The sequence below is a fragment of the Streptomyces sp. APSN-46.1 genome (assembly GCF_022815725.1).
Taxonomy (GTDB): domain Bacteria; phylum Actinomycetota; class Actinomycetes; order Streptomycetales; family Streptomycetaceae; genus Streptomyces.
In genome coordinates this window covers 293,401-312,853 of sequence record NZ_JALGRF010000005.1, presented here as the reverse complement: position 1 = coordinate 312,853, position 19,453 = coordinate 293,401, and the positions used below count along the sequence as shown (strand labels likewise).

17 protein-coding genes and 1 pseudogene are annotated in these 19,453 nt (G+C 72.4%); 6 read left to right on the top strand and 12 right to left on the bottom strand.

The window, feature by feature from the left end:
- Positions 1–75: 75 nt before the first annotated feature.
- On the top strand, positions 76–1,299 hold the full coding sequence (locus MTF65_RS17685; RefSeq protein WP_243629667.1) for a glycosyltransferase: 1,224 nt from the start codon (positions 76–78) through the stop codon (positions 1,297–1,299).
- Here the strand turns inward: MTF65_RS17685 and MTF65_RS17680 are convergent.
- Entirely contained in the window at positions 1,296–1,538 is a 243-nt protein-coding gene (locus MTF65_RS17680) for a DUF397 domain-containing protein (RefSeq protein WP_243629666.1), read from the bottom strand. The two genes, MTF65_RS17685 and MTF65_RS17680, sit on opposite strands and share 4 nt — an antisense overlap.
- Positions 1,535–2,371 (bottom strand): helix-turn-helix transcriptional regulator, encoded by an 837-nt coding sequence (locus MTF65_RS17675; protein WP_243629746.1) that lies wholly within the window; start codon positions 2,369–2,371, stop codon positions 1,535–1,537. Before MTF65_RS17675 ends, MTF65_RS17680 begins: the two co-directional genes overlap by 4 nt.
- A 128-nt stretch (positions 2,372–2,499) precedes the next feature.
- Here MTF65_RS17675 and MTF65_RS17670 point away from each other — a divergent pair, with 128 nt between their 5' ends.
- Together MTF65_RS17670 and MTF65_RS17665 are read left to right on the top strand one after the other, a co-directional pair.
- Entirely contained in the window at positions 2,500–2,934 is a 435-nt protein-coding gene (locus tag MTF65_RS17670; RefSeq protein ID WP_243629665.1) for an ATP-binding protein, read from the top strand.
- A gap of 71 nt (positions 2,935–3,005) precedes the next feature.
- Positions 3,006–4,256, top strand: a complete 1,251-nt coding sequence (locus MTF65_RS17665) for a DUF4241 domain-containing protein (protein ID WP_243629664.1) — start codon at positions 3,006–3,008, stop codon at positions 4,254–4,256.
- Between the two features lie 28 nt (positions 4,257–4,284).
- On the opposite strand, the gene MTF65_RS17660 is transcribed toward MTF65_RS17665, so the two are convergent.
- Both MTF65_RS17660 and MTF65_RS17655 read right to left on the bottom strand, forming a co-directional pair.
- Complete coding sequence (locus MTF65_RS17660; RefSeq protein ID WP_243629663.1) at positions 4,285–4,791, bottom strand: hypothetical protein; 507 nt, start codon at positions 4,789–4,791, stop codon at positions 4,285–4,287.
- A 27-nt stretch (positions 4,792–4,818) separates the two neighbouring features.
- Complete coding sequence (locus MTF65_RS17655) at positions 4,819–5,679, bottom strand: LLM class F420-dependent oxidoreductase (RefSeq protein WP_243629662.1); 861 nt, start codon at positions 5,677–5,679, stop codon at positions 4,819–4,821.
- An 86-nt stretch (positions 5,680–5,765) separates the two neighbouring features.
- Between MTF65_RS17655 and MTF65_RS17650 the strand changes: the two genes are divergently transcribed.
- Positions 5,766–6,635: a hypothetical protein gene (locus tag MTF65_RS17650; RefSeq protein ID WP_243629661.1), complete on the top strand. Its 870-nt coding sequence runs from the start codon at positions 5,766–5,768 to the stop codon at positions 6,633–6,635.
- Between the two features lie 632 nt (positions 6,636–7,267).
- On the opposite strand, the gene MTF65_RS17645 is transcribed toward MTF65_RS17650, so the two are convergent.
- From MTF65_RS17645 to MTF65_RS17625, 5 genes are all read right to left on the bottom strand, one after another.
- Positions 7,268–8,389: an ADP-ribosylglycohydrolase family protein gene (locus MTF65_RS17645; protein ID WP_243629660.1), complete on the bottom strand. Its 1,122-nt coding sequence runs from the start codon at positions 8,387–8,389 to the stop codon at positions 7,268–7,270.
- 297 nt (positions 8,390–8,686) lie between these two features.
- Positions 8,687–11,269 carry a bifunctional FO biosynthesis protein CofGH gene (locus MTF65_RS17640; protein ID WP_243629659.1) on the bottom strand — a complete coding sequence of 861 codons (2,583 nt, stop codon included), beginning with the start codon at positions 11,267–11,269 and terminating at the stop codon, positions 8,687–8,689.
- A 40-nt stretch (positions 11,270–11,309) separates the two neighbouring features.
- Positions 11,310–12,125, bottom strand: a complete 816-nt coding sequence (locus tag MTF65_RS17635) for an SDR family oxidoreductase (protein WP_243629658.1) — start codon at positions 12,123–12,125, stop codon at positions 11,310–11,312.
- Between the two features lie 210 nt (positions 12,126–12,335).
- Positions 12,336–13,529: a PLP-dependent aminotransferase family protein gene (locus tag MTF65_RS17630; protein ID WP_243629657.1), complete on the bottom strand. Its 1,194-nt coding sequence runs from the start codon at positions 13,527–13,529 to the stop codon at positions 12,336–12,338.
- Positions 13,530–13,729: 200 nt separating this feature from the next.
- Positions 13,730–14,962 carry an FG-GAP-like repeat-containing protein gene (locus tag MTF65_RS17625; protein ID WP_243629656.1) on the bottom strand — a complete coding sequence of 411 codons (1,233 nt, stop codon included), beginning with the start codon at positions 14,960–14,962 and terminating at the stop codon, positions 13,730–13,732.
- Between the two features lie 132 nt (positions 14,963–15,094).
- Here MTF65_RS17625 and MTF65_RS17620 point away from each other — a divergent pair, with 132 nt between their 5' ends.
- The gene (locus MTF65_RS17620; protein WP_243629655.1) at positions 15,095–15,943 is read left to right on the top strand and encodes a hypothetical protein; all 849 of its coding nucleotides are present in this window, start codon (positions 15,095–15,097) and stop codon (positions 15,941–15,943) included.
- Between the two features lie 178 nt (positions 15,944–16,121).
- Here the strand turns inward: MTF65_RS17620 and MTF65_RS17615 are convergent, their stop codons facing one another.
- From MTF65_RS17615 to MTF65_RS17605, 3 genes are all read right to left on the bottom strand, one after another.
- Positions 16,122–16,331: a DUF397 domain-containing protein gene (locus MTF65_RS17615; RefSeq protein ID WP_243629654.1), complete on the bottom strand. Its 210-nt coding sequence runs from the start codon at positions 16,329–16,331 to the stop codon at positions 16,122–16,124.
- Between the two features lie 217 nt (positions 16,332–16,548).
- Entirely contained in the window at positions 16,549–17,430 is an 882-nt protein-coding gene (locus MTF65_RS17610) for a helix-turn-helix transcriptional regulator (protein WP_243629653.1), read from the bottom strand.
- A 372-nt stretch (positions 17,431–17,802) separates the two neighbouring features.
- A complete protein-coding gene (locus MTF65_RS17605) occupies positions 17,803–18,540 on the bottom strand; it encodes a GPP34 family phosphoprotein (RefSeq protein WP_243629652.1) in 738 nt (245 codons plus the stop codon).
- 306 nt (positions 18,541–18,846) lie between these two features.
- On the opposite strand from MTF65_RS17605, the pseudogene MTF65_RS17600 reads away from it, so the two are divergent.
- Positions 18,847–19,453, top strand: a pseudogene (locus MTF65_RS17600) (hypothetical protein); the annotation flags it as partial.

Genomic DNA, 19,453 nt, shown 5'->3' with positions numbered 1-19,453 from the left:
CGCGAAGACCCTCGTCGTACCGCAGAATCACCCACCGAAGCCCGAAGCCAGGACCAGCGGAAATGAGAATCACGAATGCGTGTGGTGTTGTCGACGTACGGATCGCGCGGGGGCGTCGAACCGATAGCGGGACTCGCGGTGCGGTTGCGGGAACTCGGCGCGGAGGTGCGGGTGTGCGCGCCGCCGGACGAGGAGTTCGCGCAGCGGCTGGCCGAGGTGGGCGTGGAGACGGTGCCGACCGGCCGGCCCGTGCGCCCGCTGGTGACCACGGTGACGCCGGGGTCGGCGGTGGGACTGGCGCAGCGTGCGGCCGAGTTGATGGCCGCGCAGTTCGACACGGTCGCCGCGGCGGCCGAGGGCTGTGATGCGCTGGTGGCGACCGGCCCGTTGCCGGCCACGGCCGGCGCGCGGTCGGTGGCCGAGAAACTGGGCATCCGCTACGTGCACGTGAGCCACCAGCCGGTCAGCCTGCCGTCGCCGCACCGCCGCCCGCCCGCGCGGCGGGGCCAGCCGTTGCCACCGGACGTGACCGACAACCGGGCACTGTGGGACCTGGACGCCCAGATCGCGAACGCGATGTTCGGCGAGATGCTCAACACCCAGCGGGCGTCGTTCGGCCTGCCACCGGTGGACAACGTCCGCGACTACGCCTTCACCGACCGCCCGTGGCTGGCCGCCGACCCGACCTTGGCCCCGTGGCAGCGGCCGGCGGACCTCGACGTGGTGCAGACCGGCGCGTGGGTCCTGCCGGACGAACGCCCGCTCCCCGCCGAGTTGGTGGCGTTCCTGGACGCCGGCACGCCACCGGTGTACGTGGGCTTCGGCAGCATGCCCATGAGCGCTCCGCAGGACGTCGCCCGGGTGGCCATCGAGGCGATCCGCGCGCAGGGCCGCCGCGTGGTCGTCTCCCGTGGCTGGGCCGACCTGGCCCTGATCGACGACCAGGACGACTGCTTCCTCGTCGGCGAGGTCAACCACCAGGCACTGTTCCGCCGGATGGCCGCCGTCGTACACCACGGCGGCGCGGGCACGACGACGACCGCCACCCGGGCCGGCGCACCTCAGGTGGTGGTACCCCAGGGGGCAGACCAGCCGTACTTCGCCGGCCGGGTGGCCGACCTGGGCATCGGCGCGGCACACGACGGCCCGACCCCGACCACCGAATCCCTGTCAGCCGCCCTCACAACGGCCCTGACCCCCGAGACCCGCGCACGAGCAACCGCCGTGGCCGACACGATCCGCACCACCGACGGGGCGACGGTGGCCGCGAAACTGCTGCTTGACGCGGTCAGTTCCTAGGCGGTGACGCCGCCGAGGAAGGCGGTCCAGCTGGCGGGACCGACCGCCAGCTCGGGGCTCGCGCTGAGCTTGGAGTCGCGGATGTGGACGGTGTCGGCGCAGGCGGCGACCTCGACGCAGTCGTCGCCTTCGCTGCCGCTGTAGGTGGACTTGTGCCAGGAGAGGGCGACCTCGACGCAGCTGTCACCCTGACTGCCGCTGTAGCTGCTCTTGAACCACCGGAGCTGGGAGCTGTTCACAGGGATCCTCGCAATCGCATCAACAGGCCCACGCTGTCCGCAGGATTGAGGGCCTGGATACGAAGTTTGGCATACCGCTGGTGGAGCAGGCTTATGTCTTTCGGGTCCGTAATCACCACGCCTGACTGCTGTCCCTCGCTGTACCCCAGCCACTCGTGCTCCCATGATTCGAGGAGTTGGAAGGGGCCGTCGGTACCGGCGTGTTCCGGGCTGATCGTCGGCATGACCTGAATGTCGACGTTCGGCAGTTTCGCGCATTCCAGCAGATGGTCGATCAGTTCCCGCGTGACCTCCACGCCACCCGTCTGCCGCTCGATGACCCCCTGCTCGATGATGAAGCTGAAGGTGATGTACGGGGTCCGGTACAGCAACTTCTGCCGGTCCAGCCGGGCCGCGATCCGTGTTTCGACCTCCTCGGAGGTGGCCATCGGTGGAACGTTCGCAGCCAGCGCCCGCGCATACGCCTCCGTCTGCAACAGCCCCGGTATCGACCGGCACTCGTACGTATTGAGGGCGATCGCCCCCTCCTCCAGCTCCGCCCACCGCCGGAACCACGACGCCAGCCCGCGCTTGCGATTCAGCTGCCTCGCCGCGATCTGGATGATCCCATAGGCATCCAGCACCTGCTCGGCCTTGATGATGAACTTCTGGGACGGATGGCGGCGGCCCTGCTCGACCGACCCCACGTACTGGACGGAGTACCCGACGCGCTGGGCCAGTTGCTCCTGTGTCAGTCCGGCCCGTTTGCGACAGGCCTTCAACGTCTCGCCGAAGCTGCGTAGATTCTCATCGGGCTCGACCTCGCCGTTACCGCGGTCATCGGTACTCACCATGGCGGTCACCTCCCCACCACCATGCTCACTCACGGTTATCCTTACTGTCCAGAGAGTGAACTCGTACAGTTGGAAAGTAGCGGTCGGGATGCTGGGAACTCCCCAGCGCACACGGGAGGTTCTCCCTCATGACCGCACCTTCCGGCCCTACCCAGGCCCTCGTACGCGTGTTCACGCAGCGTTTCAGCTGCACCCGTCGCGGCGCACGCCTCGCCCGGCAGCTGGCCCTCGTCGAGCTGCACGACTGGGGCGTCCCCGAGAGCACGGCGCTCTCGGCCGACGCCGGGCTCCTCGTTGCGGAACTCGCCGCCAACGCCGTCACCCACGGGCGCGTCCTCGGGCGGGACTTCGAGCTGCGGATGACGTTGCTGGAGAGGTTCCTGCGCATCGAGGTGTCCGACGCCCGCCGGGATCGGCGTCCCGCGCTGCGCCCTCCGGAGTACCAGGCCGAGTCGGGCTACGGGCTCCGTATCGTCGATGCGCTCGCCACCGACTGGGGGGTCATGGACCGCGTGATCGGCAAAACGGTTTGGGCGGAGCTGGCCCACCGCCCCTCCCCCTGAGGCCCGCTGTCAGTCCCGGCCGCTACCTTGCGAATCAGGACTACGGAACGCAACAGCGGCAGGAGGCGGCGATGGTCGTAGAGGTGGCCTACGCGCAGGGGTGGGATCTCGCGGCCCGGGCCCTGTGGGGCCCGCTGTCCGCCGAGGCGGCGCGCGAGCGGGACGTAGCCGGGCTACCGTACGTCGCGGCGTACCGGGTGCCGGGGCGGGAGATACCGCTTGAGGTCCGGCTCGTGTCCTGGCGGGAGCACTACGTCGGCCTGTGGGTCTACGACGCCCAGGGCCGCCGTACCTACGACCTGGACATGCGGCTGCTGGACGCCCCGGGGCGGCTGCTGCGTCGGCACACCGTCGGCTGGCAATACACCGGCCCGGAGATGGCGGAGTTCGACAAGGCGTGCCCGCGGATCACCGTAGAGCTCTTCCCGGACGGGAAGGGCCGGCGGACGGAGGAGCGTCAAGGCGAGGGCGGGGGCACGTACGTCACCGTGCCCACCGTCCGCGATGACGAGCGCTGGATGGAACGGCCCGCGTTCGGGGACTGGCCCGTGCTCTCGGCCACGGTGCACGGGCTGACGGAACCGATGGAGTTCCGTGCGGCGGAGGCCGTCGCGGCCGATGCCGGGGAGGAGCCCGCCACGTGCTGGCGGGCTCCCCGCCCGGCCCGGCCGGGGCCGATCGACGCGCTGTTCCGCCCGGGTACGCGCATGTCTACCGACTACTACCCCGAGATGACCGTGGCGGAGCCGAAGCGGTGCGGCACGCTGCGGGTGCCGAGCGGGCTGCTGGCCGTCGCCGACCCCTCGGAAGATGACGGGCTGGAGATCACCATCGCGGTCCCGCCGGGGGAGTACGCACTCGAAGAGGCGCGTGTCACCTTCGGCTACGACAGCGAGTGGACCGGGGGCTGGGTGGAGCGTACGGACACCACGGCCGTCCGGCTGCGCGTGAGCGAGACCCCCGCCGCGTCCTGGGAGATGGCCATCGGCCCGGACGACGACGTACGACTCCTCGCCGAGGACGGAATATTCGGCTTCGACACCGACGGCGCGACCGGCTGCTTCGCCGATGCCGGGGCCTGGGAGCCGCTCCAGCAGCTCTTCGAGAAGGCGCTGGTCCAAGGAGACCCGGACGCCGGCGAGCACCTCACCGACTCCATGTACATCCTGCGCACCTCGGATCAGCCCTCCGGCGCCGAGCTGGTGGCCTCCGCGACCTGCGGTGACGGCACCTACCCCGTGTGGGTGGGGCGTTCGGCCGCCGGGGAGGTCGTCGGCGTGGTCGTGCTGGTGGACGGAATACCCGAGCTCGCGGCGCCCTGAGGGCCGCGAGCTCGGGTCCGGGGCGGGACTACTTCGGGACCGGCGGGAACGACGGCAGCTTGCCCGGCTCGCTCTTCTGGAAGGTGTCGGTGCCCACGCCGTCCCAGGCGACCTTCAGGCTGGTGGCGTCGACCGACTCGACCTTGCCCTTCGTGCGCTTGCCGCCGGAGGGGCACTGCAGGGTGAGGTCCTTGCCGGTCGCGGTTCCCTGGCAGGTCACACCGGTCTCGGTCTCGATCACGATGGCCACCGGGCCCTTGACCGTGAGGACGACTCCCTTGCCCGGGGTGTTCATCGAGATCCAGCCGCCCTCCAGGCTGCCGGGCTTCGCGTCGCCGCCGGTGGCTCCGGTGCTTCCGGCGGCGCCGGTGCCCGCCTGGGCGCCGGTGGGCTTCTTGTCGGTGGCGCCGTCGCTGCCGCAGCCGGTCAGGAGGAGGGCGGCCGCGACTCCGGCGGCGGCGACACAGACACGCATGTTGTTGAGCACGAGAAGTAGTCCCCCGGTGAAGGCGAGTTGATCGTCGAAGCAGGCCAAGTTACCAGGGCGACCCGCGCGCCGCCGTCAGAGGTACTGCGCGAAGTCGTCCAGCACCCGCAGGAGTTCCGGCTCCGGCCCGGAGGGGAGCTGGAGGACGACCTCCTCGATGCCGAGGTCGGCGTAGTGGGCGAGCTTGCCCGGGGTGGGCCGCACCGCGTACGGGACCACCTGGAGCGACTTCGGATCGCGGCCCGCCGTCTCCCACACCTCGCGCAGCACCGGGAGGGACTCGGTCAGGCCGCCCCCGCCGATGGGGAGCCAGCCGTCGCCGTAGTCGGCGATCGCGGCGAACAGCTTCGGGCCGGCCGCGCCGCCGAGCAGCGTGCGCGGGCCGTACAGCGGTTGGCCGGGGCCGAGTTCGCGCGGGGCCTGAACCGGCTTGGGGTACGCCGCGCTCGCCTGGACGGAGGAGTACTGGCCCACGTACGCCGTGGGCTCGGGGGCCCACAGCGCGCGCATCAGCGCCATCCGGTCCCGGACCAGTTCGCGGCGGGTGCGCCAGTCGACGCCGTGATCGGCGGCCTCCTCGACGTTCCAGCCGTAGCCGACGCCGAGGGTGAAGCGGCCGCCGGAGAGGTGGTCCAGCGTGGCGACCTGCTTCGCGAGGCCGATCGGGTCGTGCTGGGCCACCAGGGTGATGCCGGTGCCGAGATGCAGCCGCTCGGTCACGGCGGCGGCCTGCCCGAGGGTGACGAAGGGGTCGAGGGTGCGCCCGTACATGTCCGGGAGCTCCCCGCCCATGGGCGCTTCGGTGTCGCGGGTGACGGGGATGTGGGTGTGTTCCGGGAGGTAGAGGCCGGAGAAACCGCGCTCTTCGAGTGTGCGGGCGAGACTGGTGGGGGAGATGGTGCGATCGGTGAGGAAGATGGTCGTGGCGATCCGCATGGGTGATGGCACCTCCGAGACGTGAGGCGGCCAACGTACGGCGTTCCGCGCGAACGCGGCAGGGGGCGAGTGGGGCAGTGGTGGACATGGGCGGCTGGACGGACGCGAAGACGATCACGGTGCCGGAGCGGCTGCGCGGGTATCCGGGTGTCGCGTTCGGGGGCTATGTGGCGGGAGTCCTGGCCGGTCGGGTGACCGGCCGGGTGGCCGGCGGGGTGGCCGGTGGCATGGCCGAGGGAGCCGTAGGGGTGCCCGGCCGGGTGGCCGAAGGGGCCGTACCGGTGCCTGGTCGGATGGCCGAGGAGGCCCTACAGGTGCCCGGTCGGGTGGCCGAGGGGGCCGTACGGGTGGACTTCCGGCGGCCCGTGCCGACCGCGACGGCGGTGACGTTCGCCGAGACCCCGGAAGGCGGCAGCGCGCTGATGGACGGCGAGCTGCTCCTGGCCGCCGCGCTCCCGGCCGTGTGGGAGGCCGGGGAACTCCCCGCGGTCCCGTCCTGGGAGGAGGCGACGGTGGCGGCCGAGGCGTACCGGGCGGCTCCGCCGGAGGGGCAGGTCGACTGTTTCGGGTGCGGGCTGCACCGCACCCCGGACACCGGGCTGCGCCTGCACTGCGGCCGGGTGGCCGGGCGGGACGTGGTCGCCACCGCGTGGACCCCGGGACCCGAACTCGGCACGCCGGCGGGACTGTTGCCGTACGAGCTGGTGTGGGGCGCGTTGGACTGCCCGGGGAACGCGGCCGGGCGGCTGCTCGACGGCCGCCCGGCCGGAGCGGTGACCGCCGCGCTGACGGGGCGGCTGCTGCGGCCGGTACCGGTGGGCGCGGGCCTGGTCTCGTACGCCTGGATGCGGGAGAGCGCCCCGCGCAAGTACAGGGTGGGCACGGCCCTGGCCACGGCGGCCGGGGAACTGTGCGCGGTGGGCGAGGCGCTGTGGGTGGTCCCCCGGGCCGCCTGACGAATCCGGCCGCGCCGGCGCGTGAGGCGCCGGGCGGGGCGGAGCCCCGGGGCGCGGCGCGGTGGCGCAGGGCACGGCGTCTCGGGGCGCGGTGCGGGGCGGTGCCGCCGCGACCGCGCTGCGGTCCCGCGACCCCGGCCGGAGGCGCGCGGGTCTGGCGGCTCCGGCCGGGCCGAGTGAGGCGCCTGGTTCGGGGCGGAGCCCCGGGGCGTGGGGCGGTGCCGCCGCGACCGCGCTGCGGCCCCGCGAACACGGCCGGAGGCGTGCGGCCTGACGGATCCGGCCGTGCCGGCATATCCGGCCGTGCCGGGTGAGGCGCCGGGTTCGGGGCGGAGCCCGGGGGCGGGGGGCCGGACTGCCCGGGAAACGCGGCCGGGCGGCTGCTCGACGGCCGCCCCGGCCGGGGCGGTGACCGCCGCGCTCACGGGGCGGCTGCTGCGGCCGGTACCGGTGGGCGCGGGCCAGTGAGGCGCCGGGTGCGGGGCGGAGCCGGCGGAGGTGCCGGTGCACGTCGGGGCGGCGGTGGGCTTGGCGGTGGCGCCGTCGCTGCCGCTGGCGGAGCCCCGGGGTGCGGGGCGGTGGCGACGCCGACCGCGCTGCGGCCACGCGAACACCGCCGGAGGCGACCGGCGTTAGCCCCGAGGGTAGCGGGACAGCCAGCCCGGGGCCGAGATCGCCGGGCTGTGCAGGGCCGGGCCCTGGGTCATCTCCAGGGCGAAGTCGTCGGCCAGTTCCAGGATCGCGGCGCGGCCTTCGAGGTCGGCGAGCCAGGCGGGCGGCAGGGCGGTCTCGCCGTGGAGGGCGCCGAGCAGGGCCCCGCACAGCGCGCCGGTCGCGGTGGAGTCGCCGCCGTGGTTCACGGCGAGGCGCAGTCCGTGCGGGACGTCCTCGGCGACCAGGGCGCAGTAGACGGCGACGGCGAGGGTGTCCTCGGCGTCGCGGCCGTCGCCGGGGGAGAGGGACTCCACGACGTTGGGGCCGGGGGCGGCGCCGGTCACGGCGGTGACCGCGCGCTGGAGGGCGTCCGTGACGGGCTGGTGGGCGGGCCGGGTGCTCAGCAGGCTCAGGGCGCGCTGGACCGAGGCGTGCAGGGGCTCGCCCCGGGTCAGGCCGTGGACGATCACGGCGAAGGCCCCGGCGGAGAGGTACGCGGTGGGGCGGCCGTGGCTCTGGGCGGCGCACTCCACGGCGAGCTGGAGGACGAGGGCGGGATCCCAGCCGACCAGCAGCCCGAAGGGGGCCGAGCGGGTGGTGGCCGCGGCGTCGCGGGCGGTGGGGTTCTTCGGCTGGTCGAGGGTGCCGAGGACGTCGTCGGCGAAGCCGGTCATACAGGCCGGGGCGGGGCCGCGGCGGGCGTAGAGCCACTCCTCCTGGGCCAGCCAGCCGTTGTCCTCGCGCCGCTCGTCGGGGCCCCAGTCGTGCTGGGTCGCGGCCCAGCGGCGGTAGGCGCGGTGGACGTCGGTGGGCGGGTGCCAGGCGCCGGTGTCCCGGCGCACGTGGGCCCGTATCAGGCCGTCGACCGTGAAGAGGGTGAGCTGGGTGGAGGCGGTGACGGCGCCCCGGCGGCCGTAGGCGGGGGCGAGTCCGGCCAGGCCCTCCGGGCCGTGGGTCTCACGGATGCCGTGGAGGGAGAGGCCGGCGACGGGAGCGCCGAGGGCGTCGCCGATGGCGGAGCCGAGGAGGGTGCCGCGCACGCGGCTGCGGAAGTCCTGCTGCTCGGTGCGGCCCCACAGGGCGGTGGCAGTGGCGGTCATTCCCGACGGGGTCGCGGTCGCAGCCGCGGTTGCGGTCAGGACCGCAGTCGCAACCGATGCCGTGGCCCCCGCCGCTGCCGTTTCCTTGGCGGCCGTCGCCGCTGTCGTCGTGTCCATGCCGTATCCCCCCGCTGGCTCTGGCGCGCACTGTAATGGACATGTCCGGTCGTATCCGGAAGGGGAGCGCCACGGTGCGTGTAACTGACCGGAGAACGGCCGGAATGCGAACACTTTCAGCCGTGCCCGAGCCCGAGCCCGGCCGGACCGACCCGGCCGGGCTCACGCCATGCCTGTCCCTCAGTCCAGCACCGGCAGGAGCTCCGGCAGGTGGCCGTCCGAGGCGCGGGCCGCCTGTCGGCGCTCCTCGGACACCTCCCCGTACAGCGTCGTGCGGGGCTTCGCCGGCCGCCCCGCCGCCTCCGCGACCGCGACCAGGTCCCGTACGGACTTGTACGAGCCGTAACTCGACCCCGCCATCCGGGAGATGGTCTCCTCCATCAGCGTCCCGCCGAGGTCGTTCGCCCCCGAGCGCAGCATCTCGGCCGCGCCCTCCGCGCCCAGCTTCACCCAGCTCGTCTGGATGTTGGTGATGTGCGGGTGCAGCAGGATCCGGGCCATCGCCGTCACCGCCCGGTTGTCACGGACCGTCGGTCCCGGGCGGGCGATGCCCGCCAGGTACACGGGGGCGTTGGTGTGGATGAACGGGAGCGTCACGAACTCCGTGAAGCCGCCCGTCTGTTGCTGGATGCGGGCCAGGGTGCGGAAGTGGCCGAGCCAGTGCCGCGGCTGGTCCACGTGCCCGTACATCATGGTGGAGGAGGAGCGGATCCCGAGCTCGTGCGCCGTGGTGACCACGTCGATCCAGTCCGCCGTCGGCAGCTTGCCCTTGGTGAGCACCCAGCGCACCTCGTCGTCCAGGATCTCCGCCGCCGTCCCCGGGATGGAGTCCAGCCCCGCCTCCTTGGCCGCCGTCAGCCAGTCCCGTACCGACATCCCGGTACGGGTCGCGCCGTTGACGACCTCCATCGGCGAGAAGGCGTGCACGTGCATGCCGGGGACCCGCTTCTTCACCGCGCGCGCGATGTCGAAGTACGCCGTCCCGGGCAGGTCCGGGTGGATGCCGCCCTGCATGCAGACCTCGACCGCGCCCACGTCCCAGGCCTGGGCCGCGCGGTCGGCGACCTGGTCGAGGGAGAGGGTGTACGCGTCGGCGTCCGTACGGCGCTGCGCGAAGGCGCAGAACCGGCAGCCGGTGTAGCAGACGTTGGTGAAGTTGATGTTCCGCGTCACGATGTACGTGACCTCGTCGCCCACCACCGACTTGCGCAGGTCGTCCGCGATCCGGCACAGCGCGTCCAGCGCCGGGCCGTCCGCGTGCAGCAGGGCCAGGGCCTGGTCGTCGGTGAGCTTCGTCGGGTCGTCGGCGGCCTGCGCGAGGGCCGCCCGTATGTCGGTGTCGACGCGCTCGGGCACCATCCCGGGGGCCGCCGCCTCGCGCAGGGCCTCCCAGTCGCCGTAGACGTGGTCGAAGTCCTCGCGCCGGTCACCCGTACGGCCCTCGGTGTCGATGGCGGTGTGCAGGTCGGTGCGCCCGGTGGCGGCGAACGCCTCCTCCGGCTCCTGCCACGGGTGGCCCTCGACCGTCGCCGCCTCGTTGGCGAGCCCGGTCTCCGGGTCGGCGAGCGCCCGTACGTGGGGCAGCAGCCGGGGGTCCAGCCACGGCTCGCCGCGCTGGACGAACTCCGGGTACACGCAGAGCCGTTCGCGCAGCTCGAAGCCGGCGGCCCGGGACTGCTCGGCCAGCAGGTCGATCTGGGGCCAGGGGCGCTCGGGGTTCACGTGGTCGGGGGTCAGTGGGGAGACGCCGCCCCAGTCGTCGATGCCGGCGCGGATCAGCCGCGCGTACTCCCCGTCGACCAGGTTGGGCGGGGCCTGCAGGCAGCCCGAGGGGCCCATGATGTGCCGGGCGACGGCGATGGTGGCGACGAGGTCGTCCAGCTCGGCGTCCGGCATGCCGCGCATCGCCGTGTCCGGCTTGGCGCGGAAGTTCTGGATGATCAGCTCCTGGATGCCGTGGTAGGAGCGGGCCGTGCGGCGCAGCGCGAAGAGGGACTCGGCGCGCTCCTCGTACGTCTCGCCGATGCCGATGAGCAGGCCGGAGGTGAAGGGGACGGAGGAGCGCCCGGCGTCCTCCAGGACGCGCAGGCGGACGGCCGGCTCCTTGTCGGGGGAGCCGTGGTGCGGGCCGCCGGGCTCGGACCACAGGCGGGTCGCCGTGGTCTCCAGCATCATGCCCATGGACGGGGCGACCGGCTTGAGCCGCTGGAAGTCGGCCCAGGACATGACGCCCGGGTTGAGGTGGGGGAGGAGGCCGGTCTCCTCCAGGATCCGGATGGAGATGGCCCGCACGTAGGAGATCGTGTCGTCGTAGCCCTCGGCCTCCAGCCACTCGCGCGCCTCGGGCCAGCGGTCCTCGGGCTTGTCGCCGAGGGTGATGAGCGCTTCCTTGCAGCCCAGGGCGGCGCCGCGGCGGGCGATGTCGAGGACCTCGTCCGGGGACATGTACATCCCGTGGCCGGCGCGGCGAAGCTTGCCGGGGACGGTGGCGAAGGTGCAGTAGTGGCATTTGTCGCGGCACAGCCGGGTGAGCGGGATGAACACGCTCTTCGAGTACGTGATGACGCCGGGGCGCCCGGCGGCGGCGAGGCCGGCGTCGCGCACCCGGGCGGCGGAGGCGGCGAGGTCTTCGAGGTCCTCGCCGCGTGCCTGGAGGAGTACGGCTGCCTCGGTCGCGTCGAGCGCGACGCCGTCACGGGCACGGCGGAGCGCGCGGCGCATCGCGTTGTCGGTCGGGGCGGCACCGGAGGGCGGAGGGGTCATGGGCCGAGCATACGATCCTGTGGTACGGGCACGGGGACGCTCACCGCATCAGCTCACCGGCGTTGACCAGCAGGGACTGGCCGGTTATCGCCCGCGCCCGGTCGGAGGCGAGGAAGACGGCGGCGTCGGCGACGTCCCCGTCGGTGGCGAGATCCGGCAGCGCCATGCGCTCGGTGAGGCGGGCGCGCACCTCGGCCTCGGGGACGCCCTCGGAGTGGGCGGTGAAGGTGACGAACGCCTGGACGGGAGGACCCCACATCCAGCCCGGGAGCACGGTGTTGACGCGGATCCGGTGGGGGCCGAGCTCGCGGGCCATGGAGTACATGGCCGAGGTCAGCGCCCCCTTGGAGGCGGCGTACGCCGCCTGCTGGACCTGGGAGGGGGACGCGACGGCGGACTGGGTGCCGATGATGACGACGGACCCGCCGGTGCGGTTGGCCTTCAGGGCGGGCAGGCAGGCCCGGGTCATCCGGAGCGTGCCGAGCAGGTTCACATCGATGATCTGCTGCCAGGTGCCGAAGTCGGCGTCTTCGAGCCCGCCGAAGTAGGAGTCCCAGGCGGCGACGTGCACGACGGCATCGACCCCGCCGAAGCGCGCCTGCGCGAGGGCGACGAGGGCCTCGCACTGCGCCTCGTCGGTGATGTCGGTGGGCCGGTGGGCGGTGTGGGCCCCGTCGGGGTCGATCTCGGCGGCGGCCTTGGCCAGATTCGCCTCGGTCCGCGCCCCGAGCACGGCATTCCCGCCGTCCCGCACCACGGCTGCGGCAACCTGATGCCCAAGCCCGGCCCCGACGCCGGAGACGACGACGGTCTTGCCTCGAAGAAGCGGCGTCGGCGTCGGCGTCGGCGGCGTCATGGCAAGGGCCTCCTGGGGGCGCACGGGACGGGGCGGGGCGGGGGCGGGGCGGGGCGGAACCTGACGGTGTGTCAGAGTAGGCGGTGGGGGCGGAGGAGGGAAGGGCGGGGCGGGGGCGGGGGCGGGGGCGTCGGGTTGAGCGCGGCGGGCTTCGACGGCGGGGCGGGGTTGGGGGGGCGGAGGCCCCGCCCAGGCGAAGCCCCTCACCCCTCACCCCTCCCCCCGCACCCCCCGCCCCAGCCGGCTGAGTCCCTCGGCGATCTCGGCCGGGGTGTGGGTGGTGAACGACAGGCGCAGCGTGCGGGGGTCCGGGGGGCCCGTGAAGAAGGGGGCGCCCGGGACGTACGCCACGTCGTGGGCGAGCGCCGACTTCAGGAGGGCCGTCGCGTCGTGGCCCTCCGGGAGGCGGGCCCAGACGAACATGCCGCCCTCGGGGCGGTTCCAGGCCGACCCCGCCGGGAGCGCCGCGCCCAGGCCCGAGAGCAGGGCGTCGCGCCGTGCGCGGTACGCCTCGCGGACCATCGCGATGTGGGCGTCCAGGTCCGTCTCCGCCAGGTAGTGCGCCGCCGCCAGCTGGTCCACCGTCGAGGTGTGCAGGTCCGCCGCCTGCTTCGCCACCGCCGCCGCCCGCCGCAGTGCCTGGGGGGCACGGAGCCAGCCCAGTCGCAGGCCCGGCGCCAGGACCTTCGAGAAGCTGCCGAGCAGGGCCGTACGGTCCTCCGCCCCCGGGTGCGCCGCGAGCCACGGCACGTCGGGCCCCTCGTAGCGGAGTTCCCCGTACGGGTCGTCCTCCAGCAGCCACAGCCCCAGCCGTGCGGCGATCCGCGCGACCTCCGCCCGGCGGGGGGCCGGCAGGGTGCGGCCGGTCGGGTTCTGGAAGGTGGGCACGGTGTAGAGGAGCTTCGGCCGCTCCCGGGCGACGATCTCCGACAGGGCGTCCGGGAGGATGCCCTCCTCGTCGCAGGGGACGGGTATCACACGGGCCCCCGCCAGGCGGAAGCACTGGAGGGCCGCCAGGTACGTCGGGTTCTCGACCAGGACGGCGTCACCCGGCTCGACCAGTGCCGCGGCGATGAGGCCGAGGGCCTGCTGGGAGCCGGTGGTCACCACGATCTCGTCCGCGCGCGTCGGCAGCCCCCGCCCGCTCAGCCGCCGCGCCACGGCCGCCCGCAGCTCCGGGACGCCCTCGGTGGTCGAGTACTGCAGTGCCCGGCGGGCCGAGTGCGTGAACGCGGCGTCGTACGCGGCGCGCAGCCCCGCCGTGTCGAAGAGCTCCGGCGCCGGGAGGCCGCCGGCGAAGGAGATCATCCCGGGGCGTTCGGTGACCGCGAGGATCTCGCGTACGGCCGAACCTCCCACCGAGGTCGCGCGGGTGGCGAACAGGGGCGGCTGCGCGGGCGGCATGACGACTCCTTCGTTTCCTTCGTTCCGTTCCTTCGGTGGCGAAAAACAGTCGCAGCCTAGCGCCGAAAGATGCAGACGGCACCTACCTGTCCGCCAAGTGATACGGAAACGAACTGCGGCCCGCGCCCACCGAATTGGCGGGCGCGGGCCGCGTGGCGCGCGTCGCGTGCCGCAGGCCGCGCGCGTTGTGCTCCGTACCGCTAGAAGGCGCCGTTCAGGTAGTACCAGTCGCCGTCGTCCTGCCTGCGGTCCTCCAGGTATCCGTTGCCCTGGCCCGCGTACTTCAGCAGCCAGCCCGGGTGGCCCGATACCGACCAGCCGTCGGCCGTGTACTTGTCGTTCGTGACCGTCGCGAGGTCGTTGATGCCGTCGCCCGAGTAGTCGCCGACCGCCATGAAGTCCTCCATGACGTTCCAGCCGCTGCGGCCCATGAGCACACGGTCGCCGACGCCGCCGCGCACGCCCGGGTAGAGCCAGAGCTTCCCGGTCGAGGCCTCGCGCGCGAGCAGATCGGGGCGCCCGTCGCCGTTCATGTCGCCCGCGCCGACGAGGGCGTTCATCGCGCCCCAGCCGCTGCGGCCGATCAGGATCCGGTCGGCCAGGCCGCCCGAGGCGGTGCCCGGGTAGAGCCACAGCTTGCCGGTCGAGGTCTCGCGGGCGACCAGGTCGCCGCGGCCGTCGCCCGTGAGGTCGCCGAACGCGGTGATCAGCGACATCCCGTTCCAGCCGCTGCGGCCGATGAGCACGCGGTCGCTCAGCCAGCCGTCGCCCTCGCCCGGGTACAGCCACAGCTTGCCGGTGGACGCCTCGCGCGCGAGGAGGTCCTCGTTGCCGTCCCTGTTGAAGTCGCCGTGCCGGGTCAGGGCGCTCATGGCGTTCCAGCCGGTGCCGACCTTCTTGCCCGTGCCGTCGCCGGGCAGGAACCAGAGGCGGCCGACCTTGTCGCGGACGAGGACGTCGGCGCGCCGGTCGTTGTTGAGGTCGCCGAAGCCGGCCTTGGCCGGCGACACCTCGGAACGCCAGTCCGGGTAGGCGTTGAGGCCGCACTCGCGCTCGGTGAGGACGAACTTGATCGAGCTCGTATCGGCTTCGGCGGGGCCCGAAGAACCGCCGCCGGCCTGGTCCGGGTTGTCCGACCAGTAGGTGCCGAACTTGTAGTTCGGCTCCGAGTAGAGGCAGGCGATCTTGTTGGTGCGGTTGATCGTGGCCCACATCTTGTTGTCGAACGCGCCGAGAGTCGGCTGGTCCGTGTTGACCTTGAGCATGGGCCCGGTGGCGTCCTCGTTCGTCCAGGCGCAGAAATAGCCGGCCGGGCAGTTCGAGTAATTGGGCTCCGCGGCCCGGGCCGGCGCCGCGGTGGCGGCGGCCAGGCCGAGGCCGGTCATCGCGAGGCCGAGCCCGGCGGTCAGCCCGCGAAGAATTGCTGTGCGCATCAAGCGCTTCCCCCCTGAATGTGATGTGGAGGCACCCTAGCGCCGGGTTCCGAGGGGCGAGAAGGAGGGGCCGCCCCTCCCGCCCCCTCCGCGCCCCTCCCCAACTGACGCCGCATCAGCTAGACCGGTCCCATGGCGACAGAAGAGCAGAACACCCGTGTCGAGGCGTACGCCGAGCTCGCGGCCGTGGGGCCGTACGGGGTCAGGCCCGGCCATGCGCTGATCACCATGGTCGAACCCCACCCGGGCCACGAATACGCGTACAACCGCTGGTACGAGGACGACCACTACTACGCCGGGGCGATGGCCATGCCCTGGATGTACGCCGGCCGCCGCTGGGTGGCCACCCGGGAGCTCCAGGAGCTGCGCTACCCGGAGAAGTCGGCGGTCGCGCAGCCGGTCACCGCCGGGTGCTACCTCTCCACGTACTGGGTGACCGAGGGCCGCTACGACGAGCACATGAAGTGGACCGTCGGGATCAACAAGCGGCTGAACCGCGACGGACGCGTCTACCAGGACCGTACGCACGTCTTCACGGCCTTCCAGGACCACGTGGCGACGGTCTACCGCGACGGGGCCGCCGGTCCGCGGGACTTCCACGCCCTGGATCACCCGTACGAGGGGCTGGTCCTCCAGGTCGTCGATGCCGACGGGCCCGAGCAGCGGGCGGAGCTGCTGGACCGGCTGCGCTCGCGCGCGCTGCCGAAGCGCCTGGCGGGCTCTCCCGCGGCGATGGTGACGGTGTTCCGGCCGACGCCGCTGCCCGGCGACAGGATGACCTACGTGAAGCAGGTCGAGGGGGTGGACACCCGGCTGACCCTGCTGTGGTTCCTGGAGGCCGACCCCCGCGCGTGCTGGGACCGCTTCGAGGGGCTGGACACGGAGGTGGCCGGGGCCGGGCTGGGGCGGGTGGAGCTGGTGGCGCCGTTCGTACCGACGGTTCCGGGGACGGACCGGTACGTGGACCGGCTGCGGCGGTAGCCGGGGGCGGCGGCAGCGGCAGCGGTAGCTCAGGCGGCCCCGGCAGCCCAGGCGGCCGCGGAACATGGCCGAGCCCCCTCGGCCAGGACGGCGGGCCGGACGAGAGGGCTCCAGTCAGTACTGCTGATGGCGCTGATCGTGCGTAGGGCGGTGGCTGGGACGTTGTTCGCCCGGATCTTCAGGCGAGACGTCCCAGCCGGCCCTCGGTGACGGCGGTGGCGAACGAGGTCCAGGAGCCCGGCGCGAAGGTGAGGGACGGGCCGTCCTGCACCTTCGAGTCGCGCACCGCGATCGCCTCCGTGACGGGGGACTTGACCTCGACGCAGGCGCCGTTCGCGGAGTAGGAGGACTTGGTCCAGTTTTCCGTGGCGCCCTGACGAATAGCCATGTTTCTCTCCGGTTCAGCGAGTAGTTCCGGTGACGTGTCGGCCGTATCTCCGACCGACGTGATCGACGCTACCCGCAGCACTCGACGGGCGAAGGGGGCGTTCACCCGACCGAGTGGCATATTCCATTCAAGCCTTCGTGGCCGGGGAGTGACGGTGTACCGTACCGGCTCCCCTCGTCAAAGCCCCGCCCCACTGGGGTCGCTACCTCCGGATTTACTACCCCTTGCCCGCATAGTGGTCGATGATTCCCGAGATGAACTGCTGGGTCTGGTCGACATTGAGGGCCTGCGCGCGCAGATGCTCGTACATCACGCTGTACTTCTGAACGTCGTTGGCCTTCTCCAGGTACAAATCGCTCGTCACGCCCTCGATGTAGACGACGGTCGAGTCCGAAGCGTCCGGGAATTCCAGAATCGCGTACTGGCCGTTCACGCCCGGATGCGCGCCCATCGTGAAGGGCATCACCTGCACCGTGACGTGCGGCTGCTCCGACTGCTCTATCAAGTACTCCAGCTGCCGGATCATCAGCTGGGTGTCGCCCACGTACCGGCGCAGCGCCGCCTCGTCGATGACCGCCCACAGGCGCAGCGGCCCGAGCTCCGGGTTGTTGTTGTCGGTCTCGGAGAGCCGCTTCTGGCGGGCCATGCGGACCTGGACGCGCTTGTCCACGTCGGCCGGGGCGGTCTCGGGCCACGCGCCGCGGACCAGGGCATGGGCGTACTCCGGGGTCTGGAGCAGCCCGGGGATCACCAGGGGCTCGTACGTACGCAGGCTGGCGGCGTCCGTCTCCAGTCCGATGTACACGCTGTACGGGATGTCGCCGAAGGCGTGCCACCAGCCCTGCTGGCGGGAGTCCTTGGCCATCTGCATGAGGGAGTCGACGAGCCTGCGGTCCTCGACCTCGTACACGTCGCACAGATCGCGGACGTCGCGCTGGCTGATGGAACGGCGGCCGTTCTCAAGTCGGCTGATCTTCGACTGGGAGACGAGGAGGCGCTCGGCGACCTGCTCGGCCGTCATGCCCTTGTCTTCGCGGAGCTTGCGCAACTCCATGCCCAGTCGGCGGCGTCGGACGGTGGGATTGACATTGGACGCCACTTGAACGGCACCTCCGCCTTCTTCTTCTGGTTCTGTCGGTTCTGTCTCGCTGTGTGTGTCTGACGTTCAGCAGACTGCCACCGAAGGGCGCGGCGCCGCCGGAGAACGGCCGGGAAAAGCAGACGCGCGGGGCGGCGGGACCGGTGTGACCGGCCTCGCCACCCCGCGCGCTGGCGTCTCCGGAACCGGGTCTTTGGGGGACGTCGGTCGCGGTGACGGCGTTGCGGTGGTGCTGGTGTCGCCGTGCGCCTGCCGTGGGTCAAGGGGTGTGGCAGGCGGTGTGGCGGGTGGTACGGGTACTGCTGTTCGGGTGGTGCCGACTGGCCGGCGAGTGGATTGGTGCGCGGCTCAGCGCGTGACTCAGTGCGTGGATCAGTGTGCCGCCGCGCGGGCCATCGCACCCGTCCGGCGCGGCTGCAGCGGAACACCGCTCGCCGTGGCCCGGGCGGCCGACGGTGCCGGTGCGCGGTCGCGGCGTGGCTGTGCCGCCACACCGTTCTGGACGTCCATGACGGCATGCGCCACGAGACCGCCCATCGGGTCGTGCCGGATCAGGTCCCGCAGCCGGGACCTGGACGACCGCCCCTCGTTGCCGGGGTACAGGTGCTTGCCGAGTCCGACCGCGTGGGCCAGTGCGGCAAGCGCCGCGGTCCGCGGGTCCGGCGGTACGCCGGTGCGGATCGCAGTGTCGAGCCGGGCTCGGATCTCCCGGCTGATCTCCGTGTCCGTCGCCTGGTAGCGAGTTGTCGGCAACACTCCGCACATCTGTCCCGCGACGGCATGCACCATGCCGCAACGCTCCAGATGAGCGAGGTAAATCTGACGGAGCCCCAGCCGGGGTCCGCCTATCCAGTGGACGGCCCGCACCGGGCTGCCGCGTCTGCGCAGCAGTTCCAGTGCGGAGTCCAAAGTCGGATCTCCTGTCGGCCGTGGCATCACCACGGCGATACGATCCCCATCAGGGGCTATCCGTCCCGCCAGAGCCAGCTCCACTAGCTGTGCCCCGGCCAGGCCGAGGTCGAGCGACTGCGGCTGCGCCGTGGTTCCCGTGGTCGGGTCCAAGGCGAGCAGCAGAAGCTCCTCCGGAATTGTTCTGCGGCTCCTGCCCATCCATGCCTCCCCGCGTGGATGAGTGACAGGGTGACGCCTCTCACATTCATCTGTCGAGAGCGCCTGGACGCTTTGTGGGGGAACCATCAGCTATGTCGTTCTCGTCTAGCGGGTGGGCGATGCCCCCTAGACGGGACACTGTTAGACGGTTCGGACAGCAGCCGGACGGCGATCGAGGAGGAACTGGTGGCGGGCGAGTCCCCCGACAAGTCGGTAGATGAAGGTGCGGTGGGGGACGGGCGCGACCCGAGGCTGTCGGTGTTCCGGCCGCGGGATCCCGAACCGGAGTCGGAGGCCGGTGACCCGTTGCGGGAGGCGGTGGCGGCGTGGGTCGCGTCGTCCTCCGATGACGCGGATGACGCCGACGGCGCGGGTGACGCGGATGACGGTGACGGCTCCGACGGCTCCGACGGTTCCGATGACGCGGGGGCCGATGAGGCGGCGGCGGACAGCGAGCGCACGGCCGTGTTCCGCGCCGTGAAGCCGGCCGACAAGCCAGCCGTCAAGGCGGAGGCCGACAAGCCGGCGGAGTCCGACCAAAAGCCGGCAGAGCGGGATTCCGCTTCCCCTTCCGCGAAGGCGGGTTCGGCTGCTGCCGACGCGCCGGTGGCGGACAGTGAGCGTACGGCCGTGTTCCGCGCCGTGAAGCCGACCGCCAAGCCGGACGAGACGAAGCCGTCGGAATCCGCCAAGCCGGGTACCGCCGCCAAGCCGGACGCCGATCAGCGGACGACTGCGTTCGGTGTTGTGAAGCCGGGTTCCGCTTCTGCTGATGAGCCGTCGGACAGTGAGCGTACGGCGGTGTTCCGTGCGGTGAAGCCGGCCGCCAAGCCGGGCGAGACGAAGCCGTCGGAATCCGCCAAGCCGGGTACCGCCGCCAAGCCGGACGCCGATCAGCGGACGACTGCGTTCG